At 72.0% G+C, this 15,315-nt stretch carries 13 protein-coding genes and 1 riboswitch; of the genes, 4 read left to right on the top strand and 9 right to left on the bottom strand.

Features of this window, described 5'->3' with window-relative positions; translation table 11 throughout:
- Positions 1–11 precede the first annotated feature (11 nt).
- Entirely contained in the window at positions 12–2,330 is a 2,319-nt protein-coding gene (gene metE, locus ACIP64_RS04665; protein ID WP_401581790.1) for a 5-methyltetrahydropteroyltriglutamate--homocysteine S-methyltransferase, read from the top strand.
- Between the two features lie 51 nt (positions 2,331–2,381).
- Here the strand turns inward: metE and ACIP64_RS04660 are convergent, their stop codons facing one another.
- The 4 genes from ACIP64_RS04660 to ACIP64_RS04645 form a co-directional block, all read right to left on the bottom strand.
- Positions 2,382–3,140 (bottom strand): CbtA family protein, encoded by a 759-nt coding sequence (locus tag ACIP64_RS04660; protein ID WP_401581788.1) that lies wholly within the window; start codon positions 3,138–3,140, stop codon positions 2,382–2,384.
- Between the two features lie 18 nt (positions 3,141–3,158).
- Positions 3,159–3,380 carry a CbtB domain-containing protein gene (locus tag ACIP64_RS04655; protein WP_389255346.1) on the bottom strand — a complete coding sequence of 74 codons (222 nt, stop codon included), beginning with the start codon at positions 3,378–3,380 and terminating at the stop codon, positions 3,159–3,161.
- A 35-nt stretch (positions 3,381–3,415) separates the two neighbouring features.
- A riboswitch (cobalamin riboswitch) is annotated at positions 3,416–3,565 on the bottom strand.
- 150 nt (positions 3,566–3,715) lie between these two features.
- Positions 3,716–5,188, bottom strand: a complete 1,473-nt coding sequence (locus ACIP64_RS04650; protein WP_401581786.1) for a DEAD/DEAH box helicase — start codon at positions 5,186–5,188, stop codon at positions 3,716–3,718.
- A 377-nt stretch (positions 5,189–5,565) separates the two neighbouring features.
- On the bottom strand, positions 5,566–6,672 hold the full coding sequence (locus ACIP64_RS04645) for a ricin-type beta-trefoil lectin domain protein (protein ID WP_401581783.1): 1,107 nt from the start codon (positions 6,670–6,672) through the stop codon (positions 5,566–5,568).
- 545 nt (positions 6,673–7,217) lie between these two features.
- Here ACIP64_RS04645 and ACIP64_RS04640 point away from each other — a divergent pair.
- Complete coding sequence (locus ACIP64_RS04640; RefSeq protein WP_401581780.1) at positions 7,218–7,898, top strand: response regulator; 681 nt, start codon at positions 7,218–7,220, stop codon at positions 7,896–7,898.
- Between the two features lie 98 nt (positions 7,899–7,996).
- On the opposite strand, the gene ACIP64_RS04635 is transcribed toward ACIP64_RS04640, so the two are convergent.
- Entirely contained in the window at positions 7,997–8,794 is a 798-nt protein-coding gene (locus ACIP64_RS04635) for a DUF1963 domain-containing protein (protein ID WP_401581777.1), read from the bottom strand.
- 114 nt (positions 8,795–8,908) lie between these two features.
- On the opposite strand from ACIP64_RS04635, the gene ACIP64_RS04630 reads away from it, so the two are divergent.
- Positions 8,909–9,583 (top strand): hypothetical protein, encoded by a 675-nt coding sequence (locus tag ACIP64_RS04630; RefSeq protein ID WP_401581775.1) that lies wholly within the window; start codon positions 8,909–8,911, stop codon positions 9,581–9,583.
- 108 nt (positions 9,584–9,691) lie between these two features.
- Positions 9,692–10,432, top strand: coding sequence for an SOS response-associated peptidase (locus ACIP64_RS04625; protein ID WP_401581773.1), 741 nt, complete (start codon positions 9,692–9,694; stop codon positions 10,430–10,432).
- Between the two features lie 490 nt (positions 10,433–10,922).
- On the opposite strand, the gene ACIP64_RS04620 is transcribed toward ACIP64_RS04625, so the two are convergent.
- The 4 genes from ACIP64_RS04620 to ACIP64_RS04605 all read right to left on the bottom strand — a co-directional run bounded on the left by ACIP64_RS04620 (position 10,923) and on the right by ACIP64_RS04605 (position 15,220).
- On the bottom strand, positions 10,923–13,181 hold the full coding sequence (locus ACIP64_RS04620; RefSeq protein WP_401581770.1) for a PQQ-binding-like beta-propeller repeat protein: 2,259 nt from the start codon (positions 13,179–13,181) through the stop codon (positions 10,923–10,925).
- 172 nt (positions 13,182–13,353) lie between these two features.
- The gene (locus ACIP64_RS04615) at positions 13,354–13,890 is read right to left on the bottom strand and encodes an NUDIX hydrolase family protein (protein ID WP_401581768.1); all 537 of its coding nucleotides are present in this window, start codon (positions 13,888–13,890) and stop codon (positions 13,354–13,356) included.
- A 185-nt stretch (positions 13,891–14,075) separates the two neighbouring features.
- On the bottom strand, positions 14,076–14,615 hold the full coding sequence (locus ACIP64_RS04610) for a hypothetical protein (protein WP_401581765.1): 540 nt from the start codon (positions 14,613–14,615) through the stop codon (positions 14,076–14,078).
- A 131-nt stretch (positions 14,616–14,746) separates the two neighbouring features.
- Positions 14,747–15,220 carry a carboxymuconolactone decarboxylase family protein gene (locus ACIP64_RS04605; RefSeq protein WP_360907705.1) on the bottom strand — a complete coding sequence of 158 codons (474 nt, stop codon included), beginning with the start codon at positions 15,218–15,220 and terminating at the stop codon, positions 14,747–14,749.
- Between the last annotated feature and the right edge of the window lie 95 nt (positions 15,221–15,315).

The following is a 15,315-nucleotide window of genomic DNA, read 5'->3' as shown; positions in this document are numbered from 1 at the left end:
AGGAGATCTCCGTGACCACCAAGTCCGCAGCCGCGGCAGCACGGCCCACCGTGTACGGCTACCCCCGCCAGGGCGGCAACCGGGAGCTGAAGAAGGCCGTCGAGGGGTACTGGAAGGGCCGGGTCACCGCCGACGCCCTCCGGGCCACCGCCGCCGAACTGCGCCGCGCGAACTGGCGGCGGCTCGCCGAGGCCGGCGTGCACGAAGTACCGACCGGCGACTTCTCGTACTACGACCACGTCCTCGACACGACCGTGATGGTGGGCGCCGTCCCCGCGCGGCACCGGGGGGCCGTGGCCGCCGACCCGCTCGACGGCTACTTCGCGATGGCGCGCGGCACCCAGGACACGGCACCGCTCGAAATGACGAAGTGGTTCGACACCAACTACCACTACCTGGTCCCCGAGCTCGGTCCGGACACCGTGTTCGCGGCCGACTCGTCCCGGCAGGTCGGGGCGGTCAAGGAGGCCCTCGCCCTCGGCCTCGCGCCCCGGCCGGTCCTCGTCGGCCCCGTGACCTACCTCCTGCTCGCCAAGCCCGCCCCCGGCGTCCCCGCGGACTTCGAGCCGCTCTCCCTCCTCGACCGGCTGCTGCCGGTGTACGCGGAGGTCCTGGCCGATCTGCGTGCCGCGGGGGCCGGCTGGGCGCAGCTCGACGAGCCGGCGCTCGTGCAGGACCGGACCGCCGCCGAACTCGGCGCCTCGGAGCGGGCGTACGGGCGCCTCGGCGCTGTCGAGGACCGGCCGAGGCTCCTGGTGGCCTCCTACTTCGACCGGCTCGGCGAGGCCCTGCCGGTACTCGCCAAGGCACCGGTGGACGGGCTCGCGCTCGACTTCACCGGGGCGGCCGCCGCCAACCTCGACGCGCTCGCCGCGGTGGGCGGCCTGCCCGGCAAGCGCCTGGTGGCCGGTGTCGTGGACGGACGCAACATCTGGGTCAACGACCTGGAGAAGTCCCTCGCCACCCTCGGCACGCTGCTGGGACTGGCCGGCCGGGTCGACGTGGCCGCCTCGTGCTCCCTGCTGCACGTGCCGCTCGACACGGCGGCCGAGCGCGACATCGACCCGCAGATCCTGCGCTGGCTGGCCTTCGCCCGGCAGAAGACGGCGGAGGTCGTCACCCTCGCCAAGGGGCTGAGCCGGGGGACCGGCGCCATCGCCGGGGAACTCGCCGCCAACCGCGCCGCCCTGGCGTCCCGCGCCTCGTCGCCCATCACCCACGACCCCGCCGTACGGGCACGGGCCGCGGCGGTCACGAGCGCCGACGCCCGCCGCTCGCAGCCGTACGGCGAGCGGGCGGCGGCCCAGCGCGCCCACCTCGGCCTGCCTCTGCTCCCGACCACCACCATCGGCTCGTTCCCGCAGACCGCGGAACTCCGCACGGCACGGGCCGATCTGCGGGCCGGCCGGATCGGCGAGACGGAGTACGAGGAGCGCATCAAGGCCGAGATCGGCGAGGTGATCTCCTTCCAGGAGAAGACCGGACTGGACGTCCTCGTGCACGGCGAGGCCGAACGCAACGACGTGGTCCAGTACTTCGCCGAGCGGCTCACCGGCTGCCTCGCCACCCAGCACGGCTGGGTGCAGTCCTACGGCACGCGCTACGTCCGTCCGCCGGTCCTCGCCGGGGACATCTCCCGCCCCGAGCCCATGACCGTGCGGTGGACGGCCTACGCCCGCTCGCTCACCGACCGGCCGGTGAAGGGCATGCTCACCGGTCCGGTCACCATGCTCGCCTGGTCCTTCGTCCGCGACGACCAGCCCCTCGCCGACACCGCGCGCCAGGTCGCCCTGGCCCTGCGCGACGAGGTCGGCGACCTGGAGCGCGCGGGAACGCCGGTCGTCCAGGTCGACGAGCCCGCCCTGCGCGAGACGCTGCCGCTGCGCTCCGCCGACCGCGCCGGCTACCTGGCCTGGGCCACCGAGGCGTTCCGGCTGACCACCAGCGGCGTGCGTCCGGACACGCAGATCCACACCCACATGTGCTACGCCGAATTCGGTGACATTGTGGCGGCGATCGACGACCTCGACGCCGACGTCATCAGCCTGGAGGCCGCCCGCTCCCACATGCAGGTCGCCCGCGAACTCGCCGCGCACGGGTACCCGCGCGAGGCCGGGCCCGGCGTGTACGACATCCACTCGCCGCGCGTGCCGGGAGTGGACGAGGTGGCCGCCCTGCTGAGGAAGGGTCTGGAGGCCATCCCCGCCGAGCGGTTGTGGGTCAACCCGGACTGCGGGCTGAAGACCCGCGGCTGGGCGGAGACCCGCGCCTCCCTGGAGAACCTGGTCGCGGCGGCCCGCACGGTCCGTTCCGAACTCCCCGCGTCCTGAACACGAGAGGGCCCGCGGACGGTTCCGCGGGCCCTCTCGACGGGTGATGCCTCAGTTGGCCGCCGGTACCGCCCGGCCGGAGGCGGACGGAGCGGGCCGGGGGGACAGCAGGCGTTGTGCCAGCTCGCCGAAGAGGAGGCCGAAGCCGCCCCACAGCGTCAGCTGGATGGCCAGGGCCGACAGGCGGAACCGCCACAGCAGCGTGGCCGGGAAGTCCGCGGGCACCTCGTTGATGACCGGCAGGAACGCGTAGGCCAGCCCGATGGCGACGACGAAGGCCCCGACCGCGACGACCGTGGCGTACCAGGTGCCCACGCGGGGTGCCAGGCGCTTGCCGACGATCACGGCGGCGATCGCCAGCAGCACGCTGAGCACCATCATCAGGAAGTACAGCGTGGTGCGCTTGCCGATGGTGTCCGGATCGCCCACCGACGGCGGGTTGGCCGGGTACTTGAGGAACGGGACGACGTAGACCGCCAGCAGCGCGCAGCCCGACAGCAGCAGGGCCGTCGCACGGGCGGAGAAGCGGCCGACGCGCCCGAGCGCGAAGCAGTAGGCCAGCGCGGCGATTCCGCCGAAGGCGACGCCGTAGAGCAGGATGCCGGTGGCCAGCCCCGCGGTGGACTGCAGGTGGCGGCTGACGAGTTCGACCTCGTGCTCGTGCCCGGAGGCGTGCGCCTCCTCGAAGCCGATGGCGTTGTCGACGCTGGGTTCACCGAGGAAGTAGGCGACAAGGAGGGCGAGCGCGCCGGCGATCAGGCCGGCGAGCATGCCGCGGACGAGGAGGTTCCTCACGGTTGCGGAGTTCATGGCTGCGCGAGGTCCCCGTCAGTGGCAGGGGAAGCCGAGCAGGTGGCGGGCGTCGTGCACCCACTCGTGGACGTCCGCGCCGTTGACGACGGAGGTGGCACCCTGCTCGGCGCCGACGAAGTACAGCAGGATCAGCATGAGGACGCCGATGAAGACCGCCCACGGGGCGATGTCCTTCAGCGGCAGCTTGGCCGGTATGACGGGGGTGGTGACTGGCGGCTGGGCGACAGGCTGCGCCATGGCAGGTCCTCCTCGGGAGTTCGCGTCCCATCTCGGTGGTGCACAGGACGTCGGCTGCGGGTCTGACTCACCAGGCGTTCCGGCCCTGAGGCCGGTCTGGTTCACAGTGGCGCGACCGTCCCGGGATTCCACCGGATTCCGCCATGCCGTCGTCGTATCCGGCAAACCGTACCGCGCCGCGGTACCCCCGGCCAAGACCGCGCCCCGGGCCCGGGAGCCGCCGACGGGGCGTCCGCCTGGACCATTACGCCGGGAGGACGGGCAACTCCCAGAGCTGCCGCGTGATCTGACGCACCGTCGCCGACCGACAGACGCCGTGCCCCCGGTGCCTTGTGTCAGTTGCCCCGGCGGACCCGTGCGGCCTCGCGGGCGGCGGCCATCTGCCGGGCCTCGGCCGCCTTGCGCGACTCCTTCCCGGGCCGCGTGCCCAGGCCGCGGAAGGGGGCACCGCCGCGCGCCGGCGCTTTCACGGGCGCCGCACCGGCGACGGGGACTCCGGAGGGGGCCTGGGCCCCGGTGATCCGGCTCAGCGCCGTCTCGCCGGAACGCACCTGAGTGATCGTGGGGCGGATACCGGCCTCGGACATGAGCCTGGTCACGGCGCCGCGCTGGTGGGAGGTGACGAGAGTCACCACAGTGCCGGAGCGCCCGGCGCGGGCGGTCCGGCCGCCGCGGTGGAGGTAGTCCTTGGCCTCGGCGGGGGGATCGACGTTCACCACGAGATCCAGATCGTCGATGTGGATGCCGCGGGCGGCGACGTCGGTCGCCACCAGGGTCGTCACCTCGCCGGCCCTGAAGCGGGCGAGGGCCCGCGTGCGCTGCGGCTGGGACTTCCCGCTGTGCAGGCCCTCCGCGGGCACGCCCGAACCCTCCAGGTGCCGGGTGAACTGGTCGACGGCGTGCTTGGTGTCCAGGAACATGATCACCCGGCCGTCACGGGCGGCGATCTCCGTGGCGGCGGCGAACTTGTCGGCGGCGTGCACGTAGAGCAGGTGATGCTCCATGGCGACGACGGCCGCGGCCGCGGGGTCGACCGAGTGGACCACCGGATCGCTGAGGTAGCGGCGGACCAGCTCATCGATGTTCCGGTCGAGGGTCGCGGAGAACAGCATCCGCTGGCCATCGGGGCGCACCAGGTCCAGCAGCTCGGTCACCTGCGGCAGGAAGCCCAGGTCGGCCATCTGGTCCGCCTCGTCCAGGACCGTGATCCGCACGTGGTCCAGATGCGCGTCACGGCGTCCGACGAGGTCGCTCAGCCGTCCGGGCGTGGCGACGACGACCTCTGCCCCGGCCCGGATCGCGCCGACCTGCCGGCCGATCGACAGGCCGCCGACCACGGTCGCGAGCCGCAGGCCCAGCGCCTCGGCGTAGGGGGTCAGTGCCTCCGTGACCTGCTGGGCCAGCTCCCGCGTCGGCACCAGGACCAGGGCACGGGGCCGCTTGGGCTCGGCACGCTGCCCCGCGGTGCGGGCCAGCAGCGCCAGGCCGAAGGCCAGGGTCTTGCCGGAGCCGGTGCGCCCCCGGCCCAGGACGTCGCGCCCGGCCAGCGCGTTCGGCAGTGTGGCCGCCTGGATGGGGAACGGCTGCTCCACTCCGAGTGCGGTCAGGGCCGTGAGCAGGGGCGACGGGAGTCCCAGCTCCGCGAACCCGGTGACCGGCGGCAGACCGGGAGTGACCGTCCCGGGTGCCGCGAACTCGCCCCGCGGGGCCGCCGCGGGGCGGCCCGTGCCGGCCAGGCGCCCGGGAACCTGCTGACGGGAACGCCCCGCCTGGCCGGAGCGGTGGTCGTTGCGGGGCGAACGGTTCATGGGAGACCTTCCTCGACGGGGCAGCGCATCGAGGCATTCCCGGTGGGGCGGTGCGGCCGGGGAGTCGCCAGAACGAGCCGAAGACAAGACGGTGATCGGCAGCGACGGCCCCGTCCCTTCGGCGCGGGGGTCCCGGGTGCGTCGTGCGTGCCGGCGCCGGGCGCCGACGCCCGGGCGACGGCGCTGCTCGCCGGAAGTTTACCCGTCCGGGCCGTCTTTCCGGGCTTTCCGGGCGGGACGGCGACGGCGGTGTGACGCGGACCACGGTTCCGTGCGGACGCGGGGCCTCCCGGTGCTCGCCGGTCCCGACGACCCCGAGCCGCACGGGAGGCCCCGCTGTGCCGCCCGCCGGGCGGTGCGAGAGATCTGCCGTTCCGTCAGGAGGGCAGCGTCCATTGCTGGTTGGTCGAGTCGGCGCAGCTCCAGATCTGCAGGCGGGTGCCGTTGGCCGAGCTCGGCCCGGTGGCGTCCAGGCACTTGCCGGACTGCGGGTTGACCAGCGTGCTGCCGGACTTCTGCCAGACCTGCGACCCGGTGCCGTTGCAGTCGTACAGGTCCACCTTCGTGCCGTTGGCGGTGCCGGCGGCGACGACGTCCATGCACTTGCCGAGCGCCCGCAAGGTGCCGTCACTGCCGACGGTCCACTTCTGCGCGTCCGTGCCGTTGCAGTCGTAGAGCTGGACCGCGGTGCCGTTGGTGGTGGCCGCGCCGGCGATGTCCACGCACTTGCCGGCGTACCCGGAGCGGATCGGGCCGGTGCCGCCGGGGGGCGGGGTGGTGCCGCCGACCCAGGTGGTGGCCGCGGAGGCTCCCACGTTGTCGATGGCGGTGTTGCTCTCGATCGGGCTCGCGACCTTGCCGGGGAAGACGATGAACGTCACCGGGCCCTCGGTTCCGCCCGTGGCGGGGTTGGGATCGATGCCGAGCGCCGTGGCCAGCGCGTAGGAGCCCTCGCCGATGATGTTGTCCGGGCCCTCGTCGGCGAACGTGGCGTAGACGACCCTGCCGTTGTAGACCACCGCGGCGACGCTGCCCGGCGAGATGCCCGCGGACTGGTAGTTGAAGCGGCTGCTCGGCAGGGGCACGACGTAGTAGTGCGTGGTCTCCGAGGTGAAGGGCTGGCCGGTGGAGGTCTCGAAGGACGTCTGCGGCTGGTACCAGGGGTCGGTCGCGGCGTTGCAGTGCGTCGTGCCGACGCCGTCGCAGTCGATGTCCATGTCCGACGTCCAGGTGTACGCGGACCCGTTCTTGCAGATCTGCACGGTCGCGGCTCCGCCGTCGTCCGTCGCGTATTTGCCGTTCGAGGCGGGAGTGCAGTTCTGCGCCTTGGCGAGCAGTTGGGCCGCGGTCGGTCCCGCGGCCGCCACGGCCTGCGCGGCTCCGGCGGCGTTCGATGCGGTCGCGCCGACGCCGACCGTCGCGGTCAGCGTGGCCGCGGCGACGCCGAGGGCGGCGAGGCCCAGGCGAAAGCGAGTACGCGTCATGGGGCACCTCTTCCGATCGTTGAAGAACGTCCGAACGGGTGGGACAGGGGTGGCCACCGGATTGAAAGGAAACCTTACTGACGCATACCTGTCAATGCTCGCGCGACCGTGTCCATGTGTGCATCGGCGCCCCCGAGATGCCCCGCGAACCGGAAGCTCGCCGTGGGTCTTCGGTAACCTCTATCGAGTGAACCTGAGCTTAATGATGAATGAATTATTGCTGCACTTTGATGGACTGGGGGCGTTGAGTTGGGAGCACGTGGGGGCCGGATTGCGTCGTGTGGCCGGGGTCGACGGTGCGAGGGTGGCGAGGGGGCAGCCGGGGTGGGAGATCGGGGCGCGGACCGCGCCGGTGGTGTGGCGGTGATCGGAGGAGTGCTTCCCGTCCGGAGCGGTCCTGTCGAGTGGCCCCGGCGCCGAGCGGCCGGGAATGTCGCGGGCCACTGGGGTGCCGGGGGAGGGATGCCGGGCGACGTGGCGCCATCGGCGGCGAGACGATCCGTTTCCGGCCCACATGCCGACCCGCGCCCGCCCCGGAGGTTCTCGTGACCCGGATTCTTGTCGTGGAGGACGACGAGGCGATCAGCACCGCCCTGTCCCTCGTCCTGCGGATGGAGGGATTCGAAGTCGCGGTCGCGGACACCGGGCCGGGCGCGCTGAGTCAGTTCGGCAGCGACGGTGCCGATATGGTCCTGCTGGACTGGATTCTTCCTGAATTCCCTGGACTTGAGGTGTGCCGCAGGCTCCGTCAGACCTCCAATGTGCCCGTGATCATGGTGACCGCCAAGGACAGCGAGATCGACAAGGTCGTGGCACTGGAAATGGGGGCGGACGACTACGTGACCAAGCCGTTCTCCAGCCGTGAACTCATCGCCCGGATCCGCGCCGTGCTGCGTGGCCGGGGCAAGTTGGACCACGTCCCCTTGAACGTTCTTGAGGTGGGGCCCGTCCGGATGGACGTCGAACAGCACCTCACCACGGTGAACGGAAAAGAGGTCTACCTCCCGCTGAAGGAGTTCGGCCTCCTGCGCTTTCTGCTCCAGAACCCGGGCCGGGTGCTCACCAAGCAGCAGATCCTGGACTACGTGTGGGGTGCGGACCACTTCGGTGACGGCAAGACCGTCGATGTCCACATGAGGCGCTTGCGCATCAAGATCGAGTCGGACCCGGGAAGGCCGTGCCATCTCCTCACCGTCCGAGGGGTCGGCTACAAGTTCCAGAAATGACGCGGGCATGAGTGAGGCGTCATGCGGTTCGACGCCTCACTCGGTGCGGTGTGCCGGGTCGCGTTCGACCCCCGGCCGCGTGGCCCGGCCTGAGGCCGTCAGCAGCTCTGGACCCGCGCCACGGCCTTGCCGAAGTCCCCGGCCCTCAACGCTCCCACCGGGATCGTGTAGTACAAGGTGCCCGCGTCGCCCCAGCCCCATCCGAGGTCCGCCTCCTCCGCAAGCTGGAGCAGGTGGACCGCCGGGCCGTCGGCGTCCCGAGACGTCACCTTCATGGTGTACGAGGTGTCCGGCCATCCGAAGGCGAAGTGGGCGCCGGCGGTGTTCCCGTCGAGATCGCCCATCTCGCTGAGGACGAACGATGGCGCACCCCAGTGCCGGTCCCTGTCGAACTCGATGTCCTCGTCCTCGACGTCCCAGCAGTCGGGGAGCATGGTCACCTCCGCGGCGTGCAGAGGTACGGCGGGGTAGCGTCTCGCCGGTTCGGGCGTGACCGTCCCGACAGCCCGTGCGGGGTCGGCGGGGAGCACGCGGGCAGCGCCGGGTCCGGAGACGTCCAGCGTGCGGAGGACGTCGTACGGCACGTCCGGATCGAGGTGGAAGAAGTTCAGCAGGCCCGGCCGTACGGGCAGTTCGTCCCCCAGCCACGGGGCGAGGGCATCCGTGTCCAGCACGGCGTGCAGGGACAGCGGCATGCCGTCGTGCTCGGGCCAGGGGGTCCCGGGGTCGAGCAGCGCGGGCCCGCCGAGCCGGCACCGGCCGGTGGGCTCGGCGGTGTCCGTGGGCCGGATCAGCCGGAATCCGCGGCGGGCCATGGCGGCGAACTGACGTCCGGCCCTCTCACCGAGCCGATCCGAGCACTCGCGGCTCACGTCGGCCGGGTCGTCGAACTCCATGCCGGGATCTTCTCAGTGCGCCGAGCCGTCGGTCGCGTGGCCCGCCCATGCGATCATGGGGCCCCTCGCCGCGACAGTGGGCTGCCCGGCACCAAGGCAGAGGTCAGGGAGCCGATGGACCGCAAGGACCTGCCGGACGCAGTGACATCGGCTGCTCTCACTCCCGACCGGCAACGCCAAGCCGCCGCGCTGGCACTGTGGCGGCTGCGCGCGCCGCTGCTGGACTTCACGCTCGACGCGGAGTGGGGCATCGACGTCTCCGTCCTGGAATCGATGTTCCTGGCCGCGGCGTCAGCCCCTGACGAGCAGTCGGCCCGCCGGTACGACCAGGCGACGACCGAGCTGCGCCGTGCACCGCTCTTCACGTCCGAGGTGGACCCGGAGGTGCGCGAGCTCGTCCAACTGGAGACCGTCGTGGGCCTGCTGACCTTCGGCGAGGTGCTCGAAACGCATGACCCGGACAAGATCGAGGCGATGGTCGACTGCCCGCGAGGACTTGCCGGCCACCTTGACCGGCTCGTCGAGGACTCCTTCTGGTCCGACCCGGCGGAGGACGCCCACCGCCGGTATTTTGCGGGACTGACCGAACCTGTTCGACGCCACGGCCTCGGCTACCTCGCCTCCCGCAACCTCGCCGTCGAGTTCGCCTGCCACGAGGCTCTGCCGGCCCTGCCGCCCGGTGAAGGCCTGCTCGACACATCCGCCGGCCGGGACCTGATCACGCACTGTGACGACGTCGGCGCCGAACTGGTCCGGGCGCTGCGGTGGTTGAACACGACCGGGTACTAGCGTGCCGACGTCTGACCGGCTTGCCGGAGGCAGCCGGCCCGCGCCCACCCAGGGGAAGGCGTCGTGCCTGCGTGGTCCGCTGTCCGAGCGGCGTGGCAGGGTGGGGGCATGTGCGGCCGATATGTCTCGACACGACGTCCCGAAGACCTGGTCCAGCAGTTCCGGGTCACCGAGTGGAATCCGGAAGCCCTGGTGGCGCCGAACTGGAACGTGGCGCCGACCGATGACGTGTGGGCCGTCCTGGAGGGCGTGGACCGGGGGACCGGGGCGCTGGAGCGGCAGTTGCGGCCACTGCGGTGGGGGCTGGTGCCGTCGTGGGCGAAGAGCCTCAGCGTCGGGTCCAAGATGATCAACGCGCGGATGGAGACGGTGCACGAGAAGCCCGCCTACCGCCGGGCCTTCGCCAAGCGCCGCTGCCTGCTGCCCGCCGACGGCTTCTACGAGTGGCAGGCCGTCCCGGCGACCGACACCACCAAGGCCCACAAGCAGCCGTACTTCATCAGCCCGGAGGGCGGCCACGGGCAGGGCATGGCCTTCGCCGGGCTGTACGAGTTCTGGCGCGACCGCGAGGTCGCCGGTGACGACGAGCCCGGCGCGTGGTGGACGACCTGCACGATCATCACCACCGAGGCCACCGACGCCGCCGGCCGTGTCCACCCGCGGATGCCGCTCACCATCGGCGCCGCCGACTACGACGCCTGGCTCGACCCGGAGCACCAGGACCCCGACGAACTCCGTGCCCTGCTCACCGCCCCCGCCGAGGGCCACTTGGTCACCCGCCCGGTGTCCACCGCCGTCAACAACGTCCGCAACAACGGTCCGCACCTGCTGGACGATGCCGCGTCATGATGATCGCTGCGACGCGGTAAGGCGATTGAGGGGTGGGACCCGAACGCCTTCCCGAACACCGGGCAGAGCGGACGCGAAAGGGATGTCGCGGAGCGTGATGTGGCGAGCGCGGTGCTGTTGCTCCCGTCGGCTTTCACCGCTGCGGGCCTTGGTCTCGCCGCCCAATGGTGCCTGGAGCTTCGGCGTGACAGGAGGCAACGGGCACGCGGCGGTGCAGCCGTGCAGCGCCCGCGGCAGCCTGGGCCAAAGATTTTCGCAGCGGAGTCGTGGACATGGTTCCCCTGTGATGAATGGCGCGTACAGTGAACAACGACCCGTGGTTCAACTGCCAGGCGCGACTACGGCGGCCTCAGGGCCGCCGAGTCGGGCCTGTGCGCGAAGCGCCGCAAGCTGGTGACGTGACGTCACAACCGACGATCGGGTCCCGCCGCCGCGCCTGACATGCCGGGCCCGCCCCCCGCGAGGGAACGGGCCCGGACATCCTCCGGAACTACGGCAGTTCGATGCCCGTGACCAGGCCGTTCTGGTTGCCGACCACCAGGACGTCACCGACGGTCGCCGGGGTGCTGAAGCAGTAGACCAGGCTGTGCTGCAGCCGGCCCCGCCGGGAGCCGTCCTCCAGCGCGACGCCGAGCAGCTTGCCGTCCGCGGACTGGGCCCAGGCCACGCCGTCGGCGACCACCGCACCGGCGTTGAAGACGCGCACCGCCAGGTCCGTCTTCCAGCGCACCTTGCCGGTCGCCAGCTCGACGCGGGACATGACCCCGGTTTCCGTCGTGAACAGGGCGGTGCCGTCGCCGAGGACGAGTGTCGGCGCGTACATGGCGCTGCCCGCCAGCTTCCAGCGCAGCGCGCCGGTGGCGGCGTCCAGCGCCCAGGAGCTGGAGACCGAGCCGACGATCACGACGCCGTCCGCGACCGCGACGACGTTGTCCCAGCCGCTGTAGAGCGCGATGTGGTTCTCGGTGCCGGTGGCCATGGAGAACGACCACAGGGCCGCACCGGTCACCGCGTCGTGGGCGCGGGCCCAGCCGTCGTCGGCCGCCGTGTAGACGCGGGTGCCGTCGCTCGCGGCGCGGCCGGAGGAGAATCCGCGGTCGGGCACCGACCAGAGGGTGTCCCCGCTCGCGGCGTCCAGTGCGAAGAGCGTGCGGCCGGCCGAGACGAACAGCCGCTCCTGGCCGCCGACCTCGGTGACCAGCGGAGCACTCAGCACGGGCGCCCCCGCGTCGAAGGCCCACTTCTGGCCGCCGTCGGCGGTGTCGAGGGCGTAGAGCCGGTGGTCGGCCGACGGGACGAAGACCGTGCGCGAGGCGGCGTCCACCGCCGGCCGGCGGTAGACCGGTCCGACCTGCGTGTGCCACAGACGGGTCGCGGAGGAACGGTGACGAGGACGCAGGGCCACCACGTCGCCGCTGCTGGACGCGACGACGGCGGTCTGCTCGTCACCGGAGCCGAACGCCGCGATGCCGCCCTGGACCGAGCCGGGCAGCTGGTACTCCCAGCGGGCCTTCGGGTCGGCGGCGCCGCGCTCCACCTCGAACAGGGCGGTGTCCTCCCACCAGGTGCCGTCCGCCGCGGTGACCTGGAGGCGCAGCCGCTGGGTGCCGGGGACCACCGAGGAGACGTCCACGGTGCCCTCCCAGCGCCGGTCCGAGCCGGGTTCGGGGGTGAGGGGCTTCCAGACGGGGGTGGCGGCGCCGCCGAAGACGGTCTGCGGGTAGAGGTCGACGGCGACCTGGGCCGGGGCGGCGTCCCCGTCCAGGCGCACGGAGACCGGCAGCAGGCCGCCGGCGACGCTGCCCAGGCGGACGCCGCGCGGGCGCTGCGGGCGGCCGAGGCCGTCGCCGGCCAGCGGCATGTCCGCGACGGGCACCTCGGTCTCGGTCCCGTCGGCGGCCACGTTGACCCGGCTCACCCGCAGCACGGGCGTGCCGTCGGCGGCCGCGGTGCGCTCCACCCAGTAGTACAGGGCTCCGTTGCGGACCGCGTTGAGGCCGATCTGGGTGAGCCCGTTGAACCGGCTCACGACCTCCTTGTGGATGTGGCCGGCGAAGATGCCGCGGACGTCGTGGTCGGCGAGCAGGTCGAGGACGGCCGGCTGGTCGTCGACGTAGTAGAAGGTGTTGCCCATCGGGAAGTGCTGGAAGAGCACCGCGGGCGTGCCGGGGCGCAGGCGCTTCAGGTCGGCCTCCAGCCACTCCAGGCCGCCGGGGCCGAAGTGCCCGGGCTCCTGGAGGACCTGGGTGGGGTCGAAGCCGATGAAGTGCACACCGCCCGCGTCGAACGAGTACGGCGACGGGCCGAAGTGGCTGTGGTACTGCTCCTTGGCGGACGGGTCCCACCGCACGTCGTGGTTGCCGGGGGAGTAGTGCATCTTGCCGTGGAGGGCCGCGGGCAGCACCTCGGCGTAGCGCTCGAACTCGTCGGGACGGCCGGTGTCGGTGATGTCCCCGCAGTGCAGGACGAGGTCCGGGGTGCGGGCGGCGATCGAGGCCCATACCTGGGTCAGCCACACGGTGGTCTGCGGCGAGTCGGTGTTCACGTGAGTGTCGGTCACGAGCGCGAAGCGCAGGGGCGCGTCCGGCTGGACGGCCGGTGCGGCGTTCGCGGGCGCGGCACCCAGCAGGGAGGCGAGTCCGGCCGAGGCGAGCGTGCCTCCGGCGAGACCGAGGAACCCGCGGCGGCCGATGCCGGCGTGACGGCAGGCGTCGTGCGTGGTGCCGGACGACTCAGGCAGATCAGACATGTAAGTCCCGATGGTGCGAGGCGCGAGTGCGCCAGGGTGCAGGATCGGGCACACGGTGGTCCGCCCCGGCAACACCGCCCTTGATGTAAATGGTCGTTACATGGAACATCGGATGTGCGTTCGTCGGCGGGAGCCACGAAGAGGGGGCGACGGAGCCGCCGCCCCCGGGGTGTCAGGACAGGCAGCCGACGTGCGCGAGGGCCTGCTTGAGCAGGATTCCCTGGCCGCCCGGCATTTCCTGCTGCAGGTGCGGGGACGACGCCTCCTGGGGGGTGAACCAGACCAGGTCGAGAGCGTCCTGGCGCGGGTGGCAGTCGCCCACCACCGGGACGACGTAGGCCAGGGACACCGCGTGCTGGCGGGGGTCGTGAAAGTGCGTCACCCCGTGCGTCGGGAAGTACTCCGCGATGGTGAACGGCTGGGGGGACGCCGGGATGCGCGGCAGCGCCATCGGGCCGAGGTCCTTCTCCAGGTGGCGGACGAGCGCCTCGCGGACGCGCTCGTGGTGGAGGACCCTGCCGGAGACGAGGGCACGGCTGACGGTCCCGTCCGGCCCGATACGGAGCAGGAGACCGACATGTGTGACTTCTCCGCTGTCGTCGACCCGCACGGGCACGGCGTCGACGTACAGGATCGGCATACGTGCGCGGGTCAGCTCCAGATCCTCGGGAGACAGCCAGCCGGGCGTGGTTTCGGTCTTGTCGGCCATCGGGTGATCGTACGTGGAGAACCGGCCGATCGGGGAGACTTGTCGGCGCGCCGCTCCGCCCCGTGTACCGGCTGCTCACGTGAGGTGGTAGCCGCGTGCGGAAGGGCGCCGCGGACGGGCGGAGGACGGGCGTCCTCCGGGGCCGCCGTCAGCCGCGGCCCCCGGGGCGTCCGGCGTGTCGCCTGTCAGCGGTTGCGGGGAGGGGCGAAGGGGTTGTCGCCGGGGGCCGGCGCGTCACCGCTCCATGCCGCTCGTGGCGGGGCGGGAGCCCAGTCCGGTCCGCGGTGGTCCAGCCACCATCTGCCGATGGTGTGGAACTTCTCCTCGAAGGCCCGGTCCCGGATGAGGAACCCGGTGAGCGGCGCCCGCAGGCGGGTACTCCGGCCCCCTGCCTCATGGATCACGACGGAGCGGGCGCCGAAGACCCACTCGGTCCCGATGGCCTGCACGTCGGCCCACGGGATGGTCCGGCGGGAGAGGTTGTGCACGACGGCCGCGGAGGGCGTGAGCGTGATCCCGTAGGGACGTGAGAAGACCAGCATCGCGATCGGGAGCACGACGGGTGGCCCGAAGGACTGGCCGACCGGCACTCCGTGCGACCAGGACCAGAGCCCCAGGAGACCGGCGGCCACGGTGACGGGCAGCACGGGCAGCACACGCTGGAAAGGCGTCAACCGGTAGCGGATGCGTACCGGTGGGACCGTCCTGTCCCACAGCTGCTTCACGGCTTCATCCCCCCCGACGCGCGCGTTCGCCCCCGAAGTGTGGCGATGCCAGGACGCGTTGTCCATTCGCGCACCCCGGGTACGGCCCTCCGCGGGACCGGACCCGGGGTGCGCGCCGGGTGGTGGTGCCGTCAGTGGTACTGGCCGACCTGGTAGTCGCCCGCGGGCTGCTGGGTGATGACGTTTCCGCGGTTGAAGGCGTTGATGACGGCGATCTGCGTCACCAGGGCGGCGAGCTGGTCCTCGTCGTAGTGCTTGGCGGCGTTCGCCCACACCTCGTCGGGGACGCCGCCGGCGGCGTCCGCGATGCGGGTGCCCTGCTCCGTCAGTTCCAGCGCGGCGCGCTCGGCGTCGGTGAAGACCGTGGCCTCGCGCCAGACCGCGACCATGTTGAGGCGTACCGCGGTCTCGCCCGCGGCCGCGGCGTCCTTGGTGTGCATGTCGATGCATCCGGCGCAGCCGTTGATCTGACTGGCGCGGATGTTGACCAGTTCGCGCGTCGCGGCCGGCAGGGTCGACTCGGCGAGCGCCTGACCCGCGGCGATGATGTGCTTGATGGCCTTGGCCGCGACCGGGCTTGCCATGATGTTCAGCCTGGCTTCCATGGTGCACTCCTGTGTCGTTGCTGGCGGTTGCACCTCATGGACGGATGAGGCCGCCGGACTGTGACACGGACGCATGTGACGCGCGCCTCAGGTCG

It is taken from the genome of Streptomyces sp. NPDC088733 (assembly GCF_044751185.1).
Lineage (GTDB): Bacteria > Actinomycetota > Actinomycetes > Streptomycetales > Streptomycetaceae > Actinacidiphila.
This window is presented reverse-complemented; position numbering and strand designations above follow the sequence as displayed.